17 protein-coding genes and 1 pseudogene are annotated in these 20,856 nt (G+C 73.1%); 9 read left to right on the top strand and 9 right to left on the bottom strand.

Going from position 1 to position 20,856, the window contains the following annotated elements; all coding sequences use genetic code 11:
- Nucleotides 1-61: 61 nt before the first annotated feature.
- From katG to QFZ64_RS05530, 3 genes are all read right to left on the bottom strand, one after another.
- Nucleotides 62-2,296 (bottom strand): catalase/peroxidase HPI, encoded by a 2,235-nt coding sequence (katG, locus tag QFZ64_RS05540; RefSeq protein WP_307062921.1) that lies wholly within the window; start codon nt 2,294-2,296, stop codon nt 62-64.
- Between the two features lie 24 nt (nt 2,297-2,320).
- Nucleotides 2,321-2,764, bottom strand: a complete 444-nt coding sequence (locus QFZ64_RS05535; protein ID WP_307062920.1) for a Fur family transcriptional regulator — start codon at nt 2,762-2,764, stop codon at nt 2,321-2,323.
- Between the two features lie 411 nt (nt 2,765-3,175).
- Complete coding sequence (locus tag QFZ64_RS05530) at nt 3,176-3,757, bottom strand: TetR/AcrR family transcriptional regulator (RefSeq protein WP_307062918.1); 582 nt, start codon at nt 3,755-3,757, stop codon at nt 3,176-3,178.
- Between the two features lie 282 nt (nt 3,758-4,039).
- Between QFZ64_RS05530 and QFZ64_RS05525 the strand changes: the two genes are divergently transcribed.
- The 5 genes from QFZ64_RS05525 (at nt 4,040) to bla (ending at nt 9,978) form a co-directional block, all read left to right on the top strand.
- Nucleotides 4,040-4,642, top strand: a complete 603-nt coding sequence (locus QFZ64_RS05525) for a (2Fe-2S)-binding protein (RefSeq protein WP_307062917.1) — start codon at nt 4,040-4,042, stop codon at nt 4,640-4,642.
- Complete coding sequence (locus QFZ64_RS05520) at nt 4,639-5,631, top strand: xanthine dehydrogenase family protein subunit M (protein WP_307062913.1); 993 nt, start codon at nt 4,639-4,641, stop codon at nt 5,629-5,631. Before QFZ64_RS05525 ends, QFZ64_RS05520 begins: the two co-directional genes overlap by 4 nt.
- Complete coding sequence (locus QFZ64_RS05515; protein ID WP_307062911.1) at nt 5,628-7,766, top strand: xanthine dehydrogenase family protein molybdopterin-binding subunit; 2,139 nt, start codon at nt 5,628-5,630, stop codon at nt 7,764-7,766. Before QFZ64_RS05520 ends, QFZ64_RS05515 begins: the two co-directional genes overlap by 4 nt.
- A complete protein-coding gene (locus tag QFZ64_RS05510; protein ID WP_307062909.1) occupies nt 7,759-8,898 on the top strand; it encodes an XdhC family protein in 1,140 nt (379 codons plus the stop codon). The genes QFZ64_RS05515 and QFZ64_RS05510 overlap by 8 nt, the downstream gene beginning before the upstream one ends.
- 138 nt (nt 8,899-9,036) lie before the next feature.
- Complete coding sequence (gene bla / locus QFZ64_RS05505) at nt 9,037-9,978, top strand: class A beta-lactamase (protein WP_307062907.1); 942 nt, start codon at nt 9,037-9,039, stop codon at nt 9,976-9,978.
- Between the two features lie 199 nt (nt 9,979-10,177).
- On the opposite strand, the gene QFZ64_RS05500 is transcribed toward bla, so the two are convergent.
- Nucleotides 10,178-10,690, bottom strand: coding sequence for an Lrp/AsnC family transcriptional regulator (locus QFZ64_RS05500; protein WP_307062905.1), 513 nt, complete (start codon nt 10,688-10,690; stop codon nt 10,178-10,180).
- A 250-nt stretch (nt 10,691-10,940) separates the two neighbouring features.
- Here QFZ64_RS05500 and QFZ64_RS05495 point away from each other — a divergent pair, with 250 nt between their 5' ends.
- On the top strand, nt 10,941-12,437 hold the full coding sequence (locus QFZ64_RS05495) for an FUSC family protein (RefSeq protein WP_307062903.1): 1,497 nt from the start codon (nt 10,941-10,943) through the stop codon (nt 12,435-12,437).
- Between the two features lie 88 nt (nt 12,438-12,525).
- Complete coding sequence (locus QFZ64_RS05490) at nt 12,526-13,569, top strand: lactonase family protein (RefSeq protein WP_307062900.1); 1,044 nt, start codon at nt 12,526-12,528, stop codon at nt 13,567-13,569.
- 88 nt (nt 13,570-13,657) lie between these two features.
- Here QFZ64_RS05490 and QFZ64_RS05485 read toward each other — a convergent pair whose 3' ends face one another.
- From QFZ64_RS05485 to QFZ64_RS05475, 3 genes and pseudogenes are all read right to left on the bottom strand, one after another.
- Entirely contained in the window at nt 13,658-14,581 is a 924-nt protein-coding gene (locus tag QFZ64_RS05485; RefSeq protein WP_307062899.1) for a sirohydrochlorin chelatase, read from the bottom strand.
- 259 nt (nt 14,582-14,840) lie between these two features.
- The gene (locus tag QFZ64_RS05480) at nt 14,841-15,890 is read right to left on the bottom strand and encodes an N-acetylglucosamine kinase (RefSeq protein ID WP_307071586.1); all 1,050 of its coding nucleotides are present in this window, start codon (nt 15,888-15,890) and stop codon (nt 14,841-14,843) included.
- 20 nt (nt 15,891-15,910) lie between these two features.
- A pseudogene (locus tag QFZ64_RS05475) lies at nt 15,911-16,375 on the bottom strand (uracil-DNA glycosylase); the annotation flags it as partial.
- Nucleotides 16,376-16,607: 232 nt separating this feature from the next.
- Between QFZ64_RS05475 and QFZ64_RS05470 the strand changes: the two are divergent.
- Together QFZ64_RS05470 and QFZ64_RS35295 are read left to right on the top strand one after the other, a co-directional pair.
- Nucleotides 16,608-17,285, top strand: coding sequence for a uracil-DNA glycosylase (locus QFZ64_RS05470; RefSeq protein WP_307062896.1), 678 nt, complete (start codon nt 16,608-16,610; stop codon nt 17,283-17,285).
- Between the two features lie 752 nt (nt 17,286-18,037).
- Nucleotides 18,038-18,454 (top strand): IS3 family transposase, encoded by a 417-nt coding sequence (locus QFZ64_RS35295; protein WP_373430725.1) that lies wholly within the window; start codon nt 18,038-18,040, stop codon nt 18,452-18,454.
- 163 nt (nt 18,455-18,617) lie between these two features.
- On the opposite strand, the gene QFZ64_RS05465 is transcribed toward QFZ64_RS35295, so the two are convergent.
- Nucleotides 18,618-19,610, bottom strand: coding sequence for an amidohydrolase family protein (locus QFZ64_RS05465; RefSeq protein ID WP_307062894.1), 993 nt, complete (start codon nt 19,608-19,610; stop codon nt 18,618-18,620).
- A 30-nt stretch (nt 19,611-19,640) separates the two neighbouring features.
- The gene (locus QFZ64_RS05460) at nt 19,641-20,699 is read right to left on the bottom strand and encodes an amidohydrolase family protein (RefSeq protein WP_307062892.1); all 1,059 of its coding nucleotides are present in this window, start codon (nt 20,697-20,699) and stop codon (nt 19,641-19,643) included.
- Between the last annotated feature and the right edge of the window lie 157 nt (nt 20,700-20,856).

The following is a 20,856-nucleotide window of genomic DNA, read 5'->3' as shown; positions in this document are numbered from 1 at the left end:
GTGGGCACAAAGCCGTGCGGGCCGGCCGGCGACATGCACCGGCCGGCCCGCACGCCGGGGATCAGGCCAGGTCGAACCGGTCGAGGTTCATGACCTTGTCCCAGGCCGCGACGAAGTCGCGCACGAACTTCTCCTTCGCGTCGTCGCTCGCGTAGACCTCCGCGAGCGCGCGCAGCTCGGAGTTGGACCCGAAGACCAGGTCCGCGCGGCTGCCGGTCCACTTCAGCTCGCCGGTGGCCGCGTCACGGCCCTCGAACGTGGTCTGGTCCGCGGAGGTCGACTTCCACGCCGTGCCCATGTCGAGCAGGTTGACGAAGAAGTCGTTGGTCAGCACGCCGGGCGTGGTGGTGAGCGCGCCGAGCTGCGAGCGCTGGTGGCTCGCGCCCAGCACGCGCAGGCCGCCGACGAGGACGGTCATCTCCGGGGCGCTCAGGGTGAGCAGGTTGGCCCGGTCGATCAGGAGGTACTCGGCAGGCAGGCGGTTGCCCTTGCCGTAGTAGTTGCGGAAGCCGTCGGCGGTCGGCTCGAGCGCCGCGAACGACTCGGTGTCCGTCTGCTCCTGCGAGGCGTCCACCCGGCCCGGGGTGAACGGCACCTCGGTCTCGAAGCCGGCCTCCTTGGCCGCGTGCTCCACGGCCGCGGAGCCGCCCAGCACGATCAGGTCGGCCAGCGAGACCTGCTTGCCGCCGGTCTGCGCGGAGTTGAAGGACGTCTGGACGCCTTCCAGGACGCGGAGCACGGACGCGAGCCGGTCCGGGTCGTTGACCTCCCAGCCGCGCTGCGGCTCCAGGCGGATGCGGGCGCCGTCGGCGCCGCCGCGCTTGTCGCTGCCGCGGAAGGTGGACGCCGACGCCCACGCGGTGGAGACCAGATCGGCCACCGACAGCTCCGAGCCGAGGATGCGCTCCTTGAGGGCGGCGATGTCGGCGGCGTCGATCAGCTCGTACGTCCGCTCCGGCAGCGGGTCCTGCCACAGCAGTGTCTCGGCGGGCACCTCCGGGCCGAGGTACAGCGACTTCGGGCCCATGTCACGGTGGGTCAGCTTGTACCAGGCCCGCGCGAAGGCGTCGGCGAACTCGTCCGGGTTCTCCAGGAAGCGGCGCGAGATCGGGCCGTAGACCGGGTCGAACCGCAGCGCGAGGTCGGTCGTCAGCATCGTCGGCTGGTGGCTCTTGGACGGGTCGTGCGCGTCGGGGACGGTGCCGGCCCCGGCGTTGTCCTTCGGCCGCCACTGGTTGGCCCCGGCGGGGCTCTTGAACAGCTCCCACTCGTAGCCGAAGAGGATCTCGAAGAAGCTGTTGTCCCAGGTCGTCGGGGTGTTGGTCCAGGTCACCTCGAGACCGCTGGTGATCGTGTCACCGCCCTTGCCGGAACCGAACCCGCTGCGCCAGCCCAGGCCCATCTCCTCCAGGCCGGCCGCCTCCGGGTCGGCGCCCACGTTGTCGGCGGGGCCGGCGCCGTGGGTCTTGCCGAAGGTGTGGCCGCCGGCGATGAGCGCGACGGTCTCCTCGTCGTTCATCGCCATCCGGCGGAACGTCTCCCGGATGTCGCGGGCCGAGGCGATCGGGTCCGGGTTGCCGTTGGGCCCCTCGGGGTTGACGTAGATGAGCCCCATCTGGACGGCGCCGAGCGGGCTCTCCAGGTCGCGGTCACCGGTGTAGCGCTCGTCGCCGAGCCAGGTGGTCTCGGGACCCCAGTACACGTCCTCCTCGGGCTCCCACACGTCCTCGCGGCCGCCGGCGAAGCCGAAGGGGGTGAAGCCCATGGACTCCAGGGCCACGTTGCCGGAGAGGACCAGCAGGTCCGCCCACGACAGGGCCTTGCCGTACTTCTTCTTCACCGGCCACAGCAGCCGGCGGGCCTTGTCGAGGTTGGCGTTGTCCGGCCAGCTGTTCAGCGGGGCGAAGCGCTGCTGGCCGGAGCCGGCGCCGCCGCGGCCGTCGCTGATCCGGTAGGTGCCGGCGCTGTGCCAGGCCATGCGGACGACGAGCGGGCCGTAGTGGCCGAAGTCGGCGGGCCACCAGTCCTGCGAGGTGGTCAGCACCTCGGCGATGTCCCGTTTCACGGCGGGCAGGTCGAGGCTGTTGAACGCCTCGGCGTAGTCGAACTCCTCGCCCAGCGGGTTCGCCACGGCGGGGTTCTTGGCGAGCACCTTGAGGTTCAGGCGCTCCGGCCACCACTGGCGGTTGCCACCGCCCTGCGTGGGGTGGGGGGCGCGCGTGTGCGCGACCGGGCAGCCGCCGCTCTCGCCCTCCGTCTTCGGGTCCGTGACGATCGCGTCGTGGTTCTCAGACATGCAAATCCTTCCGAACTGGGCGAATCACTGTGCTGAACTGCGAGCGGTGGAACAGCGGGGGCACAGGCCCCAGTAGATGACCTCGGCCTCGTCGACCGCGAAGCCGTGGTCGTCCGAGGCGGTCAGGCAGGGAGCGTGGCCGACGGCGCAGTCGACGTCGGCCACGACGCCGCAGGACCGGCACACGAGGTGGTGGTGGTTGTCACCGACCCGTCCCTCGTACAGCGAGGGGCTGCCGGGCGGTTCGAGCCGGCGGACGAGTCCGGCCTCGGTGAGCGCGTGCAGAGCCTCGTAGACCGCCTGGAGCGAGACGTGGCCCACGCGTGCGCGCACGCCGGAGGCCAGGGCCTCGACGCCGAGGTGGTCGCCCTCGCGCACGGCGTCCAGCAGCGCGACCCGGGCGGCCGTCACGCGAAGGCCCGCGCCGCGCAGTTCCTCCGCGGTCGTCTCTGGCCGGGATGCGGTCATGGCGGCGAACCTACAGCCGTAAACACGATCCATTCAAGGAAACGAGGCGCCAAAGTTTGGTGGACTCGCGGTCTGTCCGGTGAACGGCGGGTACGGGGGTCGGTTCCCGGCCGGTCCTCGGCCGGTTCTCGGACATTCTCGGCCGGGCCGGTCCTTGGCCCGGTCACGGGCCGGGTTCTCGGCCGGTCCGGGCCGGTCGTCGGGCCGTTTCCTGGCCCGCCCCCGGCCCGGTCGCCGGCTTCGTGCCGGCGCGGTGCGGTGCCGGGCGCGGCGCCGTGCCGGACCCGTCCCCCCCGGGGGGGCTCCGCAGGCCCGGGGAGCCGCCCCTGCGGCACCGGGCCCCTGCCGCCCCGCCGCACCGGGGCTCCGCCGCCCCGCGGCCGCCTCCCCCCTGTCGCCGCCGCGCCGCGGTCACCGGGGTCCCGGTGCTCCCACCCGCAGTCCGTCCATCACCAGGTCCATCAGGCGGGTGGCCCGTTCCTGCCAGCCGTCCTCGGGCGCCGACATCCACAGTCCGGAGATGGCGAGCATGAAGTCGTCGACGGTGACGTCGCAGCGGATGACACCCGCTTCCTGGCAGGCGCCGATCAGACGCTCGGCCGCGTCCGTCAGCGGAGTGGGCGACGGCCGTGAGGGGCTGCCCGGCCCGCTGGTGGCCAGCCGGATCGCCTCGGCCAGACCGGCCTTGGTCATCGCGAACCCGGCCAGCCGGTCCATCCACTCACGCAGCGCCCGGTCCGGTTCCCGCTTTTCCAGCAGGTGGTGCGCGTGGTCCGCGACCTGCTGCATCTCATGGCGGTAGATCTCCAGGACGAGGGACTCGCGGTTGGGGAAGTTGCGGTAGAACGTGCCCTGTCCGACGCCCGCCTGGCGGGCGATCAGGCTGAGCGGCGCGTCCGCGCAACGGGTCAGCTCGACCACCGCCACCTCCAGGATGCGCTCACGGTTGCGCTGCGCGTCCGAGCGCAGGGGAGCGGCCTTCCGCTGTCCCATTCGTCCTCCCCTCGGGCACGTCGTGGGGCCAGCCCTTGCTAAGCGGACAGCTGTCCGGTAGCTTCCAAGTACCGGACAGCTGTCCGGTTGACCCCATGCTACCGGTGGGCAGTGATTTCGCGCCATATGAGGCCTCGTGCCCGGTGCTCCTCGCTCGCCCCGACGCGTCCCGACCCGATGCCGTCCTTCGACAAGTGTTCCCCCTCCGCGTGCTTTCCGTATCCCCCGCGCATCCCTCGTGTCCCTTGCCGACGTGTTTCGCGTACACGAAAGAAGCTGACCATGGCACCCACGACGTCCAGCGCCATCACCCTGAACATCAATGGCGAGAAACATCCGCTGACCGTCGACAACCGCACCACCCTGCTCGACGCCCTGCGTGAGCGGCTCGACCTGACCGGCAGCAAGAAGGGCTGCGACCACGGACAGTGCGGCGCCTGCACCGTCCTGATCGACGGCCGCCGCGAGGTGTCCTGTCTCAATCTCGCCGTCGCGGCCGAGGGGCGTGAGATCACCACCGTCGAAGGCCTCGCGCGCGGCGAGGAGTTGCACCCGGTGCAGCAGGCCTTCCTCGACCTCGACGGTTTCCAGTGCGGCTACTGCACCCCCGGACAGATCTGCTCGGCGGTCGCGGTGATCGAGGAGCACGCGGCCGGCTGGCCCAGCGCCGTGACCGACGACGTACGTCCCGAGGCCGGGCCGCCACCGCTCAGCCCCGAGGAGATCCGCGAGCGGATGAGCGGGAACCTGTGCCGCTGCGCCGCCTACGTGTCGATCGTCCAGGCGGTCTCCCGCGCGGCCGGTACCACCGCGGAACAGCGGCGCACCGACCCGGCCGGCTCCGAGCACGCCGGCCGCACGGCGGACACGGAGGCGGTGGCATGAAGGAGTTCGGATACCAGCGCGCCGACGACATCTCCGGCGCCGTCGCCCTGCTCGGCACCGACCCGGACGCCCGTTTCCTCGGCGGCGGCACCAACCTCGTCGACCTGATGAAGTCCGGCGTCGAACGCCCAGGACTCCTCGTGGACGTGCGCCGACTGCCCCTGGACCGCGTCGAGTCGACACCGGACGGCGGACTGCGCATCGGCGCCACCGTCACCAACAGCGACCTGGCCGTCCACCCCGAGGTCCGCCGCCGCTACCCGGTGCTCACGCAGGCCGTCCTGGCCGGCGCCTCCGGGCAGCTGCGCAACATGGCCACCGTCGGCGGCAACCTGCTCCAGCGCACCCGCTGCGGCTACTTCACGGACGTGACCAAGGCCTGCAACAAGCGGGAACCCGGCAGCGGCTGCCCCGCCATCGAGGGCGAGCACCACAACCACGCCATCCTCGGCGCCTCCGACCACTGCGTTGCCACGCACCCCTCGGACATGGGTGTGGCGCTGACCGCGCTCGACGCCGTCGTCACCTACGAGACCGCCGACGGGCCCGGCGAGCTGCCGCTCGCCGACTTCTACCTCCCCGTCGGCGACACCCCGCACCGGGAGACCGCCCTGCCGCCGGGCGCCCTGATCACCGGCGTCATCGTGCCGCCCGCACCGGTCGCCGCCCGCTCCCGCTACCGCAAGGTGCGCGAACGCGCCTCGTACGCCTTCGCCATCGGCTCCGTCGCCGCCGCGCTCGACGTCTCCGACGGCGTCGTCCGCGAGGTGCGGCTGGCCTTCGGCGCGGTCGCCTCCCGCCCCTGGCGGGCCCGCGCCGCCGAACGGGCGCTGACCGGGGCACCGGCCGACGCCGAGAACTTCGCCGCCGCCGCGGACGCCGAACTGGCCGCCGCCCGGCCGCTGCGCGACAACTCGTACAAGGTGACGCTCATGCGCAACCTCGTGGTGGCCGTGCTCACCGAACTCGCCGAGGAGGCCACCCGATGACCACCGCCACCACCGGCCGTTCGACACCCCTCGGTGTCGTCGGCACCTCGCACACCCGGGTCGAGGGCCGTGAGAAGGTCACCGGCGCCGCCCGCTACGCCGGGGAGATCCCGTTCGCCGACCTCGCGTACGGCTGGCTGGTGCTCTCCACCGTCGCCCGCGGCCGGATCACGTCCGTCGAGACCGAGCCCGTCCTCGCCATGCCAGGCGTGCGCGCCGTGCTGCACCACGGCAACGCCCCGCGCGTGGAGACCGAGTACCAGGGCATGATCGGCCCCCCGGACCCCACCACGACCCTCTTCCAGACCGACCGCGTGGCCTACCTCGGCTGGCCGGTTGCCCTCGTCGTCGCCGAGACCTCCGAACAGGCACGCGAGGCCGCCGAGTCGCTCGTCGTCCACTACGAACAGCAGCCGCACGACGTCGACTTCTCCGGTGACCGCCCCGAGGCGCGCCCGGTGGACGGCTTCGCACCGGGTCTGATCGAGAAGGGCGATCTGGAGGCCGAACTCGCCGCCTCCACGCATGTGGTGGACACCGAGTACACCACGCCCGAAGAGCACCACAGCATGATGGAGCCGCACGCCGCGGCCGCCCACTGGGACGGTGGCCGGCTCGAGATCGTCGACTCCAACCAGAGCACCACCTGGGTGAAGAACGACCTCGCCAAGATGTTCTCCCTGGAACCGAGCGCGGTCCGGGTGCGCTCCGAGCACATCGGCGGCGGCTTCGGCAGCAAAGGCGTGCGCGTCCACCAGGTCGCCGCGGTGATGGCCGCCACCGTCCTGCAGCGGCCGGTGCGCGTCGTCCTGACCCGCCGTCAGATGTTCTCGCTCACCGGCTACCGCAGCCCCACCGCGCAGCGCGTGCGGCTGGGCGCCGACGCCGACGGCCGGCTGCGCGCGCTGGAGCACCGCTCCGTCAACCAGACGTCCACCGTGCACACGTTCGTCGAGCCGAGCGCCGGCGTGCCCCGGGTGATGTACGACGCCGCCGCCCACCACACGGCCAACCTCGTCGTCCCCCTGGACGTGCCGACCCCGACGTTCATGCGCGCCCCGGGGGAGGCGCCCGGCTCCTTCGCGCTGGAGTCGGCGCTCGACGAACTCGCCGTGCGGTGCGGTCTGGACCCGATCGAACTGCGGGTGCGCAACGAACCCGACCGGGCACCCCTGTCCGGCCTGCCGTTCGGCACCCGCAACCTGCTCGGCTGCTTCCACGAGGGCGCCCGTCGCTTCGGCTGGGCCGACCGCGACCCGCGCCCCGGCGTGCGCCGCGACGGCCGCTGGCTGCTCGGCACCGGCGTGGCGGGCGCCTCCTTCCAGGCGGGGGCCGGCCCCTCCACGGCGCTGGCGACGGCGGAGCCGGACGGCACCTTCACCGTGCGGATCTCCGCGGCCGACATCGGCACCGGCGCCCGCACCGCGCTCACCCTGGTCGCCGCCGACGCCCTCCATGTCCCGGTGGACCGCGTCCGGGTGCACATCGGTGACAGCGACTTCGGTCCCGCGATGTTCGCCGGCGGCTCGATGGGCACCCGCTCCTGGGCCTGGGCGGTCAACGCCGCCGCCGAGGAACTGCGCGAGCGACTCGCGCTCGGCAGCGGCATCCCGCCCGAGGGCATCACCGTGCGCGCGGACACCACCGAGGCGATCAGCAGGCTCGCGCGGACGGAACGCCACTCCTACGGCGCGCAGTTCGTCGAGGTCGCCGTCGACCCCGCCACCGGCGAGGTCCGGGTGCGCCGGATGCTCGGCATCTTCGCGGCCGGCCGGATCGTCAACCCGCTCACCGCCCGCAACCAGCTCGTCGGCGGCATGATCTGGGGCATCTCCATGGCCCTGCACGAGGAGGCGGTACGGGACCGGGCCACCGGCGGCCTCTACGCGGCCGACCTCGCGGGCTATCACGTCGCCAGCCACGCCGACGTGCCGCACGTCGAGGCGGACTGGATCGAGGACGACGACCCCGACGACCCGGTCGGCATCAAGGGCGTCGGCGAGGTCGGCATCGTGGGCGCCGCCGCGGCCATCGCCAACGCGGTCTGGCACGCGACCGGCGTACGCCACCGCCACCTGCCCATCCGCCCCGACCGGGTGCTGGGGGCCCGGACCGCGGGGGCGCCCGATGCTTGATCTCGCCGAGGAACTGCACGGCTGGCTGACGGAGGGCCGGAAGTTCGCGGTGGCCACCGTGGTCGCCGTCGGCGGCAGCGCGCCGCGCGGCCCCGGCGCCGCCCTCGCCGTCGACAGCGAGGGCACGGTGATCGGATCGGTCTCCGGCGGCTGCGTCGAGGGCGCGGTCTACGAGCTGTGCCAGGAGGCGCTCGCGGACGGCCGCACGGTCGTCCAGCGGTTCGGCTACAGCGACGAGGACGCCTTCGCCGTGGGCCTGACCTGCGGCGGGATCCTCGACATCATGGTCACCCCGGTCGGCGCCGACGCCCCCGCGAGGGAGGCGCTCGGCAGGGCGCTGGCGGCCGCCGCCTCCGGCGAGCCGGCCGCCGTCGCCCGCGTCGTACGGGGCCCGGACGAACTCCTCGGCCGTGTCCTGCACGTGGACTTTGAGGGGGCGTACGCGGGCGGGCTCGGCGGGCACCCGGAACTGGACCGCACGGCGGCGATCCGGGCCCGGGCCCTGCTGGACGTGGGCCGCACCGGCACGGTCGAGGTCGCCGAGGACGGCAGCCACTGCCCGGGCGGGCTGACCCTGCTCGTCGAGTCCAGCGTGCCGCCGCCCCGCATGATCGTCTTCGGGGCGATCGACTTCGCGGCGGCCCTGGTGCGGGCCGGCAAGTTCCTCGGCTACCGCGTCACCGTGTGCGACGCGCGCCCCGTCTTCGCCACCCGGGCCCGCTTCCCGGAGGCCGACGAGGTCGTCGTGGACTGGCCGCACCGCTATCTGCGGAGCACCGGGACCGACGCCCGCACCGTGCTGTGCGTGCTCACCCACGACGCCAAGTTCGACGTACCGCTGCTGGAGGAGGCGCTGCGCAGGCCGGCCGCGTTCATCGGGGCCATGGGGTCGCGCCGCACGCATACCGACCGTGAGCGCCGGCTGCGTGAGGTCGGCGTCACCGCGGCGGAACTGGCGCGGCTGAGGTCCCCGATCGGCCTGGACCTGGGCGCCCACACACCGGAGGAGACGGCACTGTCCATCGCCGCGGAGATCGTGGCGGCCCGGCGGGGCGGTACAGGCCTGCCGCTCACCGACTCGGGCACACCGATCCACCGGGACGGGGAACGGGGGACCGCCGAGGCGGCGTGAGGCGAAAGCGGAGGGGCGGGAGGCGGAGGGAACTGTGCCGTTCTGCGCGGCGTCCCAGCAGATGATCACAGAAATGATCACGCGAGTGATCACGGACATCCGCTGCCGCACAGCGCGCAGGAACAGGAGAGCACCGCTTTGGTCAGTCCAGGACACACCAGCCCCCGTCCCGGCCGTCGCACCGCGCTGGCACTCGGCGCGGGGGCGGCCCTCGCCGTCGCCCTGCCCACCGCGTCGGCGCACGCCTCGACACCTGCCGCCGCCTCCACCGGAACCGCCGGGCTCTCCCGGCGGTTCCGGGCCCTGGAGAAGGAGTACGCCGCGCGCCTCGGCGTCTACGCCTACGACACGGCGACCGGCCGGACCGTGCGGTACCGCGCGGACGAGCGGTTCGCGCTCTGCTCGGTGTTCAAGACGCTCGCCGCCGGGGCGGTCCTGCGGGACCTGGACCGGGACGGCGAGTTCCTCGCCGAGCGGGTTCACTACACCCAGAAGCAGGTGGACGACTCCGGCTACGCCCCCGTCACCGGCCTGCCGGAGAACGTCGCCGGTGGTCTGACCGTGGGGGAGCTGTGCGCCGCAGCGGTCTCCGAGAGCGACAACTGCGCGGGCAACCTGCTGCTGAGCGAACTGGGCGGACCGACCGGCATCACCAGGTTCTGCCGCTCGCTCGGCGACGGCACGACCCGCCTCGACCGCTGGGAGCCGGCTCTCAACTCGGCGGAGCCGTGGCGGACGACGGACATCACCACGCCGCACGCCATCGGCCGCACCTACGCCCGGCTCCTCCTCGGCCGCGCGCTGCCCGACGCCGACCGGGAACGGCTCACCGGCTGGCTGATCGCCAACACCACCGACGGCGAACGCTTCGGCAAGGGGCTGCCGGACGACTGGATCCTGGCCGACAAGACCGGCGGCGGCACGAGCTACGGCGTCGCCAACGATGTCGGCGTCGTCTGGCCCCCCGACCGACCGCCGCTGCTGCTGGCGGTCCTCTCCACGAAGCTGGACCCGGCGGGCCCGACGGAGAACGCGCTGGTCGCCAGAACGGCGGCGGAGGTGGCCGCGGCTCTGACCTGACGGGGCGGGGCCCGGCGGCCAGTGCCAACGCGCCCTGACCGGAGGGCGAAGCCCCGAGTCCTCAGGGGCGCGGGGAACCGCGACCAGCCACGACGTGCCCGCACCGGACCTGTCCGCCCGGACCGCTACGGCGCCCCGGGCGGACAGCCCACCGGCCCGGAGTGCCGTAGCGGTCCCGGGCCGGTGGGCTGCCCGCGCGTCAGCCCGGGGGCGGGCCCGCGCCCGGACCGGCGGCGCGGTCGGCCGCCGCGCGGCCGACCGCCCCCACCAACGGCAGCAACCGGTACCGCACCCGCTCCCGCAGCGCGACCTCCGTACGCGTACGGACCACCCCCGGCACGCTGATCAGCGTCTGCACCACGTCCTCGAGATGCGCGTTGTCCCTGGCGACCACGCGCGTCAGCAGATCACCGCCCCCCGTCGTCGAGAACGCCTCGACGATCTCCGGAACCGCCGCCAGCGCCTCACCCACCTCGTCCAACCGCCCCTGCGTCACCTCCACATGCACGAACGCCAGCACCGGATGACCGAGCGCGGCGGGGGAGAGGGACGGCGCCGTACCCGTGATCACCCCGTCCCGCTCCAGCCGGTCGAGGCGCGCCTGCAACGTGCCGCGCGCGATCCCGAGGACGCGGGCGTACTCCCGCGCACTGGTGCGCGGCTGCTCCAGGAGCAGCCGCAGGATGCGGGTGTCGAGCTGGTCCACGGCCATGGTCCGTTGGCCCTCCGGTCGTCGGCGTCGAGCGCCGCCGACTGTACCAATGGTCCAGCGAAACCGGTGCCTGTTGAGCCATGCCCGCATCCCTGCTTACCTTGGGCACATCAATGGCGCCGCGCAGCGCAGGACGGCAACGAGGCCGGGTCCGCGCCCGCGGCGCCTTTCCATGTCTTCCCGGGCCCCGCGCACGTACGCCGTGGGCCCGCGCTCCGGGGGTGAAACGACGGTGAAGACGCTCACGCTCATGTTCACGGCCGCGGACCCGGGCCGTACCCGGCTGCGGATCTCCCTGCGGGCGGTGCTCGGCATCGGCCTCGCCGTGACCCTCTGCGCGGCGACAGGACTGCCGCTGTCCGCCTCGATCACGGGCGGCCTGGCCGCACTGCTCGCGCTGTTCACCGTCGCCGACCCGACCGTACGCGGCCAGGCCGTCACCACCGCGCTGCTCCCGGCCGTCGGCCTGCCGGTGCTCGCGCTCGCCTCGGCGTTGCACGGGCTGCCGCTGCTCCGCGACGCCGCCTGGCTCGCGGTCGTATTCGCGGGGGTGTACGCCCGCCGCTGGGGGCCGCGCGGCCACGCCCTCGGCATCTTCGCGTTCATGATGTTCTTCACCGCGCAGTTCCTGCACGCCGTCCCCGCCGCGCTGCCGCGGCTCACCGCCGCCGTGCTGCCGGCCCTCGCCACCACCGCCGCAGTGCGGTTCGGGCTGTGGTGTGTGGAGCGCCGTACGCCCCCGCCCGCCGCACCGGCCCCGCCCGACGGGCGCGGACTGGCCCGCCACACCACCCGGCAGGCCTTCCAGGCCAGTGCCGCCTGCGCCTTCGCGACGGTCGTCGGTGAACTGCTGTCGCAGGAGCGCTGGTACTGGGCCGTCGGCGCCGCCTGGTGGATCTTCGTCAACACCGCCTCCCGCGGAGAAACCCTGGTACGCGGCTTCCGGCGGGTGTTCGGCACGGTCACCGGGCTGGTCGCCGGACTGCTGGTCGCCGTGCCCCTGCACGGGGCACCGGCACCCACGGCGGCTCTCGTCGCGGTGTGCGTCTTCGGGATCTTCTACTCGGCGCCCCTGTCGTACAGCTGGATGATGTTCTTCGTGACGGTCATGGCGGGCCTGCTCTACGGGCTGCTGGGCGTGCTGCACCCCGGTCTGCTCGGCCTGCGGCTGGCCGAGACGGGCGTGGGCGCGCTCGGCGCGGCGCTCGCCGTCGCGCTGGTGCTGCCGGTCACGACGCACGCCGTGACCGACCACTGGGTGCGGCGGGCGCTGCACGCCGTGCACGCCTGCACCGCCGCCGCGTCCCGCCGCCTCGCGGGCGACGCGGCGGCCGACCCCGCGTCGTGCGCGGCGGAGCTCGAAGCGGCCCTGGGGCGCGTACGGACGGCGCTCGCGCCGCTGGTGCACCCGCTGAGCCCGCTGCGGGCGCGCGGGGAACGGGCGCGGACCGTCCTCGCCCTGCTGGACAGTTGCGTCCGCGAGACCCGCGGCCTCGCGGACGTAGCCGCCCACCCCGACGCCTCCCACGATGCCCGGCTGACCGCCGCGTGCGCCCGCGTGGAGACGGCGGTGGAGGCACTCGTCGGGGCCGTCCCCGACCGCGCCGTCCCGGCACCGGCGGCGGCCCCTGGCCACCACCCGGCCGCGGAGGCGGCCCTGACCCACCTCCATGGCCTGGAACGCGCCCTGTCCGCCCTGTCCGCCCCCCTGACGGCGCCCACCGCGCTCCGCCGGGCCCGCGCGTGAATCCCGAACGGCGCCGCCGCCCCCCTCTGGTCTAGACCCGCTGCTACCGTCGCCCCGACGGATCACACGCGGACGAGAGGGGACGGACGTGGGCGCGAGCGACGACGGCGGACGACGGCGGGCGTACATCGGGTCGTACACGGCGGAGGGCGGCCGCGGCGTCCTGTGCGCGGCCGTCGACGAGGACAGCGGCGCCCTCACCCCCCTCGGCGCCAACGCCGACGTGCCCGACCCGTCCTTCCTCGCGCTGTCACCCACGGACGGACTGCTCTACGCCGTCAGCGAGACCTCCGACGGTGCCGTCGCCGCCTTCCGCGTCACCGGCGACACCCCCGAGCTCGTCGGCGCCCCGGTCCCCGTCGACGGCAACGGCCCCACCCACCTCAGCGTCCACGCCGGGCACGTCCTGACCGCCAACTACGTCTCCGGCAGCGTCACGGCCGTCCCGCTGCGCGCCGACGGCACCCTCGCGGAGGCCGCCTCGGGCATGCTCCGGCACACCGGCTCGGGACCCGACCCCAAGCGGCAGCAGGGCCCGCACGCCCACCAGGTGCAGCCGGACCCCGGCGGTCGCCGGCTGGTGAGCGTCGACCTCGGCACCGACTCCGTGCGCGTCTGCGCCCTGGAGGACGGCGTGCCCACCCTGCGCGGCGAGTACGCGCTGCGCCCCGGCTCCGGCCCCCGCCACCTCGCCTTCCACCCCGGCGGCGCACACGCCTACGTCGTCAACGAACTGTCGCCCACGGTCACCGTCTGCCGCTGGGACGCCGACGCCGGCGCGCTCAAGCCGCTCGGCGAGACCTCCGTGCTGCCGAGCGCACCAGACGGGGACGCGTACCCGTCCGGCATCGTCGTCTCGCCCGACGGCCGGTTCGTGTGGACCGCGACCCGTGGCCAGGACGTGGTGTCCGTCCTCGCCGTCGAAGCGGGGGGCGAGCGCCTGCGGCTCCTGGCGACGGTGCCCTGCGGCGGTGCCTGGCCGCGCGACCTCGCCCTGTCGGGCCGCTTCCTGTACGTGGCCAACGAGCACTCCGGGAACGTCGCCCGGTTCGCCGTCGACCCCGCCTCCGGGCTGCCCCGCGAGGGCGGCTCGCTCGAGGCACCCGCGGCGTCCTGCATCGTCTTCGGCTGAGCCGGATACACGCCGAAGGGCCCGCCTCCCCGAGGGGAGCGGGCCCTTTTCGCGTACTCGTACCGGACTCCTGCCGACGTCCGGCGGATCAGCGCACCGGCGTGCCCTGCGGCTGCGGCTGGGCGATGCCGAGCGCCGTCGTGTACTTGGCGAGCACCAGCTTGCCGATCGCCGGATAGGCACCCAGCGGTTCGGCCGTCGCGCAGTCCGCCTCCTTCGCGGCGGCCTCCAGCAGGCCCTCCTCGATCTCGGGGCCGATCAGGTACGGGGCGAGCGCCAACTGCGACGAACCGGCCGCCCGCAGCTCCTCCGCCACGGCCGAGATCGAGCCCTCGTCGTCCAGGGCCGCCGCCATCACCGGCACGGCCAGCCGCGCCGCGAGCAGCATGCCGGTGATCCCGGCCGCCTGCACCGCCTCGTCGCCGCCCACGGACGCCAGGACGATGCCGTCCGCGGCGGTCGCCACGGTGAACAGGCGGGCGCGGTCGGCGCGGGCCAGACCCGCCTCGGAGAGGCGGACGTGCAGCGCCTCGGCGAGCAGCGGGTGCGGGCCGAGGACGTCGGTCAGCTCGGCGGCGATCCTGCTCTCCATGACCGCCTGGCGGATCCGGCGCAGCAGCGCGTTGTCCGGCCCGGCGAGCAGCGGCACGACGACACCCACCGGGCCGTCGGGCTCCTTGACGTCGCTGCCGGCGGCACGGGCCTGCTCGTAGCGGGCGGTGCGCTCCTCGGCCCCACGTGCCAGGACGTGCCCCAGCGCGGGGAACTCGGACTCGTCCCCGTCCACGTACGCGATGCGGGCATCGAGACCGGGCAGCTCGGACCGTGCGATGCTCACCACCTCTTCGGCGAGGCTGCGCATCGCGGCGCTGGGCGTGCCCGGCACCGCGAGGACGAGCGCGGGCGAACCCTCGGGAACGGCGAGGGGTTCCGGACGGCGGTGCCGTCCGGGCTGACGCGGACGCGGCATTCGTACAGGCAGGCCATTCGCGGGCCCAGTGGGGGAGCTCATGGCGCCGCATGCTACTGGCTTCCTGGGCTCCCCTGTTCGGGGAGGGGCCGGGTGAGCGGTATCCGTCCGGATTTGTCTGATGAGGTACGTACGAATTCGAGACGATCGGCATGGTTGGACCGTGTCGGCGAACGATTGTCGGGGCTGCCGGTGAAGCGGGGGGCCGTCCCACCGGGGAGGGAACCGGCGTCGGGCGGATTCACCCCTTCGGGTGGCAGGGTGGCCGAAAAGTCGTGCCGGGGCACGGCGGCGTCGCCCGTCACGGCGCCGACGAGGGTCGGTTTCCGGCCGTGGTGGACGGCGTCCTGCCCCCGACCGTGACCCGCAGCATCCGCGCGTCCTGCGGAAGCGCGAGCGGTCCGGTCGCCAGTTCACGCGCGATCCGCACCGCGCCGTGCAGCGGATCACCCTCGGCGGGCACCCGCCGCGCGTGCGGCAGGCAACGCGTCAGCTCCTCCGCCAACGGGGCGGTGAACGCCTCGCCGAGCTTCACCAGGCCTCCCGTGACGGCCAGCCGGGGTTGTCCGGAAGGCGGGCAGACGGCCGCAGCGGACTCTGCGACGTTCCGGGCGGCGGCCCGCAGCACGCCCGCCGCGACCGGGTCGTCCCCGGCGCAGCCGGCCACCTCGGGGGCGAACGAGGCGAGTACGGCGGCGCGGTCCGCCCGCGGATACAACCGCCCCGGCAACTCGGCGACCGGCCCGAACACCTCCTCGGCCCGCCGCAGCAACGCCGCCGACCCGCCCGGCCGCCCGTCGTGGGCCCGCAGCGCGGCCTCCAGCCCCGCCCGGCCGATCCACGCGCCGCCCCCGCAGTCGCCGAGCAGATGCCCCCAGCCGTCCGCGCGGCGCCAGCCGGACAGATCCGTGCCCACCGCGATCAGTCCGGTGCCCGCCGCGACGACCGCGCCCGGCCGGACGCCCAGCGCACCGGTGTAGGCGGTGACGGCGTCGGCGGCCAGCGCCAGCCGGGACACGCCCAGCTCCCGCTCCAGGGCTGCGGGCAGCTCGGCCCGCAGGCCGTCCCCGAGCGTCGCCATACCCGCCGCGCCGACGGCCACGGCGACCGGCGCGGCCGCCCCCGCCTCCGCCAGCAGCCGCCGCACCGCCGGCACGAGTTGCTCCAGCAGATGCCCGGCGTCGATGCCCCGGGTCCCGGTGCGCACCGGCTCCCGCGACACGAACGGCCCGGCCACCACCTCGCCGTCGACCCGGGCCAGCACCACGCGGACCCCGGATCCTCCCGAGTCCACACCGGCCACCACCGCCCCGCCGGAGGCCGCGGCGCCGGAAGCCTCCGCACCGTCCAACCGGGGGCCGCCGGGCGAGGTCACGGGAGACGCCGGTCCACCGGGGCCGCGCCCTGACGGGTCAGCAGGTCGTTCGCGCGGCTGAACGGACGGGAGCCGGGGAAGCCCCGGTCGGCCGACATCGGGGACGGATGCGAGGACTCCACGGACGGCAGGTCACCGAGGAGCGGACGCAGGTTGCGGGCGTCGCGGCCCCACAGGATCGACACCAACGGCGTGCCACGGGTGGCGAGAGCACGGATGGCCTGCTCGGTGGCCTCCTCCCACCCCTTGCCCCGGTGCGCACCCGGCTTGCGCGGTGCCGTGGTCAGCGCCCTGTTGAGCAGCAGCACACCCTGCCGCGTCCACGGCGTCAGATCGCCGTTGGACGGCTGGGGCAGCCCCAGATCGGTATGGAGCTCGCGGAAGATGTTCAGCAGACTGCCCGGCAGCGGCCGCACCTCTGGAGTGACGGAGAACGAGAGCCCCACCGCGTGCGCGGAAGTCCCGTGATCTGTGTATCGGCGGCGAGAGGCGGACCAGGCGCGATGACTGCGGCGGAGTGGCTTGATCACTGAGTGCAACAAGCTCCCCTCCTTCCCGGTGACCGGCTGCGTGATCCGCTCGACCGGTTGGACGAGTTCGACGAGGAGGAAGAGTAGCGCCCGGAGCGGCAACCGTGCGTGAGGGCTTCTGTGCGGTGCCGAGGCATGGCGTCCACCAGTAGAGTGAGGTGCCGTGGCACCACGACCCTTGCATGAACTCGTCGAAGCAGGCTGGGCGAAGGCTCTTGAACCTGTGGCTGAACGCATCGCGTCCATGGGGGACTTCCTCCGGAGCGAGATAGCGGCCGGCCGGACCTATCTACCCTCCGGGGCCAACGTCCTGCGGGCTTTCCAACAGCCTTTCGACGACGTCCGTGTCCTGATCGTGGGGCAGGATCCTTACCCCACGCCGGGTATGGCGATCGGGCTGAGTTTCGCCGTCTCGCCCGAGGTGCGTTCGCTGCCGGGGAGCCTGGAGAACATCTTCCGGGAGATGCACTCCGACCTCGGACTGGCCAGGCCGTCGAACGGTGACCTGACGCCGTGGACGCGGCAGGGTGTGCTGCTGCTCAACAGGGCGCTGACCACGGCCCCGCGCAAGCCGGGTGCGCACCGGGGCAAGGGGTGGGAGGAGGTCACCGAGCAGGCCATCCGTGCTCTCGCCGGGCGTGGTAAGCCGTTGGTGTCCATCTTGTGGGGCCGTGACGCGCGCAATGCGCGACCACTGCTGGGAGATCTGCCGGCGATCGAGTCCGCGCACCCATCGCCGATGTCGGCGGATCGCGGTTTCTTCGGCTCGCGGCCGTTCAGCCGTGCCAATGACCTGCTGATTGGGCAGGGCGGGCAGCAGGTCGACTGGCGGCTGCCGTAGGGCGTGCGGGGTTGCAGCGACCGGGTCTCTTGTCGAAGGGGCAGCGATTTCCTGGACGGCTGGTCAGACCCGCTCACCGTCGCATTCGACCTGCGGTCAAGCGGGGAAACGCTCGATGCTGAGCCGAGTTGGCCGCATCTGGCCCGGACCTCGGTGCGTGATGTGTGGTGTCGGTGTGCGAGTCCTGCGGTACGACATGGCACAGGGCGTAACGACTTCCCAGGGGTGTCCAGTTGATCCAGGACAAGCACGTACTGACGTCGGCTTGTCGAGGTGCGGTTGGGTTGCCGAGGGCAAGGCTGGTGAACCGCTCCGGGTCTGGTGGAGGCTCGATTCCCTGAGAGGACCGAGTCATGGCACGTCTGTCCCCTTACCCCCTGAGCTTCGCGATCGTGCGGTGCACATGGTTGCGGAGATCCGACCGAACTGCCCGACCGGGTGGGCCGCGATGAAGGCAGTGGCGGCGAAGCTGGGTATCGGTGCGGCTGAGACGGTGCGGACCTGGGTCCGCAAGGCGGAGGTGGACGTCGGCCGGCGGCCCGGCACGACGTCCGAGGAGGCTGCGCAGATCAAGCGGCTGCGAGCCGAGAACGCCGGGCTGCGACGGGCGAACGAGATCCTCGAAGCGGCCCGGCTTGCTCTGCGGCCGAGCTCGACCGGCCCTCGAAACGCTCGTAGCGTTCATCGACACTCACCGCGAGGTGTTCGGAGCCGAGCCGATCTGCCGAGTCCTGACCAGCCACGGACTGTAGATCGCGACGAGCACCTACTACGCCGCCACAAGCCGCAACCCCAGCGCCCGGCCGGGCCGTGACGCTGAGCTGAAGAAGCGGACCAGCCGTGTCCACACGGAGAACCTCAGCGTCTACGGAGTGCGGGAGGCCTGGCGGCAGCTGCACCGCGAAGGCATACCGGCGGCCCGCTGCACGGTCACCCGGCTGATGCGCGACCTCGGTCTCCAAGGCGCCCGACGCGGGAAGAAGATCCGCACCACTCCCCGCGACGACGGCCATGAGCGGGCCGCTGACCTGCGATGCAGGCAGCCGATACACCTCGTCCGCGTTCACCGCGTACCTCCTCGGGGCCGGCATCGACGCCTCGATCGGCACGCTCGGCGGCACCCTGGACAACGCGCTCACAGAGCCCCGGATCGGTCTCCACAAAAATAGCGCCCGTTACGACATCGCAGAGGCGTGCACGGTGCCAGGTAAGCCGACCACCGCAACGTGCTCCATACCGGCCCAGCCTGCCCTGCCTCATCGACGAGGGCTCCGTTCGTGTCCGACCCGCGGGGCTCGGCCTCAGCGCATACAGCAACCACGCCTTCACCTCCTACACATGAGTGTGGGTCGCAAGACGCGGAAAGAGACGGCGGGCGTTACGGGAGGTGAGAGCGCGCCAGGTGTCGTTCTCCGGTTGGGTCGCGGTGTCGATGGAGGTGATCTGTGCGGTGGCACCGGGTGCGGGGGTGAAGCAGTAGTCACTTCCGTACAGCAGGCGTTGGGTGCCGAAGGCGGCGGTGAGTGCGGGGACCTGGCGGGGGAAGGGGGTTCCCGCGATGTCGAACCAGAGGCGGCTGATCTGTTCGGGGATCGGGCCGATGGGTTCGCTGCCGTGATCGGCCGGGGCGCTGGAGGCGAAGACGCTCCGGAAGAGTTCCATGCGGTCACTCAGCAGCGGTAGGGCGCCCGCGCCGTGGGTGAAGATCCACGGGATGTTCGGGTACTGCGTCAGACGGCCGTTGAAGACGAGGTCGCTGACGGTGCGGGTGGTGTCGAAGATGAACTCGAGCATGGGCCGGGGGCGGCCCAGGGACACCGTCTCGAAGTTCGGGGGTGAGGTGGGGTGCACGAATACGGGGGTACGGCGGCGGTCGAGTTCCGCCAGCAGCGGTGTGAGGCGGGCGTCACCGAGGTAGATGCCGTGGGCGTTGGTTTCCAGGGTGACGCCGTCGCTGCCGAGTTGGTCCATGGCGTAGGCGAGCTCTTCGAGGGCCGCGTCCACGTCGGGCAGGGGCAGGGAGGCGAAGTGCCCGAATCGGTCGGGGTTGGCGCGTTCGAGTTCGGCGCCGGTTTCGTTGACGTGGCGGCTGAGGGCTCGGGCGGCCTTGTCGTCGCCGAAGTGGGTGCCGGGTGAGGAGATGGACAGCAGGGAGGTGGCGATGCCCCACTGGTCCATGAGTTCCAGGTGCCGGTCCGCCTCCCAGGTGGGCCAGGCGCCCATGCCGTCGGGGCGCAGGTGTCCGGCTGTCTTGGCCTCCTGGAGGTAGCGGGGGGTGAGGAAGTGGGCGTGGACGTCCACGAGCGGTTCGGGGCTGTCGGACATGGCGGGTCTCCATTACAGGACGGGGGGATGTCAGGCGGGGGCGGTTTCTGTGCCGCCGCACCAGATGCGGCGGATGTTCCGGCTCGCGCGGATGTCCGCGAGGGGGTCGCCGTCGATGAGCAGGAGGTCGGCGCGCTGTCCCGGGGTGATGGAACCGCGGTCGGTGAGGCTGAAGTGGCGGGCAGGTCCGGCGGTGGCGGAGTTCAGGGCCTCGGCGGGGGTGAGGCCGGCGTCGACGAGGAGTTGAAGTTCGTGGTGGAGGCTGGGGCCGTGCGGGACCTGGAAGGGCACGCCGGGCTGGGTGTTGGCGTCGGTGCCGGCGAGCACGGGGACACCGGCCTGATGCAGTGCGGCCACGTTCTGCCGGGCGGTGCGGTAGGCAGGTGCGGCCCCGCGTGCGGCTGCGGTGCCTTCCATCATCGTCAGAGTCGGCACGGCGGCCCGGCCCTCGGCGGCCATGCGTGCGATGTCGGACGGGCTCAGGGGCTGGTCGAGGGGGATATGGGTGAGGATGTCGACGCCGGCGTCCAGGGCCATCCGGTAGGCCCCGGCGGTGGCGGCATGCGCGACGGCGAGTTTTCCGTGAGTGTGCGCGGCCGCGACCAGAGCGTCGACGGTCTCCTGGTTCGGTCCGCCCTTTCCGGGGGCTTCGGCCACGATCTTGATGTAGTCCGAACCTGCGGAGACCTGTGCGGCGACGAATTCCGCGGCCTGCTGGGGCGTGCGGACGACTGCGTCTGCGGCCATCCCGGGGATCTTGGCGTGCGGGCCGCCTGTGCCGATGGCAGGGGTGCCGGCGCTGCGGATGTCGGTCACGCCGGGTGTGTTACGCAGGGACGCCAGGAGCTGCGGAGGCCAGGTGGCCATGTCCAAGGCAGTGGTGACGCCGTAGGAGCACAGTTGCTCAAGGGTCTGGGGGCCGTGGAGGTGGACGTGGGCGTCGATCAGTCCCGGCATGAGGATCATGCCGTCGCCTTCGACGACCTTCGCCCCGGTGACGGAGGTGTCCGGGGAGATCACGCCGCCGGCGATGACCACCGTCCGCGGTTCGGTGAGCCGACGGCCGTCGAAGACACGCACGTGCGTCACCGCCGTCCTGTCCGCGGAAGCATGCCGAGCGGGTGAGGTCGGGTAGGTCACGTGGTGTCTCCTGTGCGGTGGAACGGGCGATGCCGGCGCACCACTGGGTGCGTCGTCCGGTACGGCGCTCTTCCGAGTTCGCCGGGCCCGGAGGGTGGCGGCGCGG

This window comes from Streptomyces sp. B3I8 (genome assembly GCF_030816915.1).
Lineage (GTDB): Bacteria > Actinomycetota > Actinomycetes > Streptomycetales > Streptomycetaceae > Streptomyces.
Note: the sequence above shows the minus strand (reverse complement) of the source record. Positions and strands in the feature narration are given on the sequence as shown.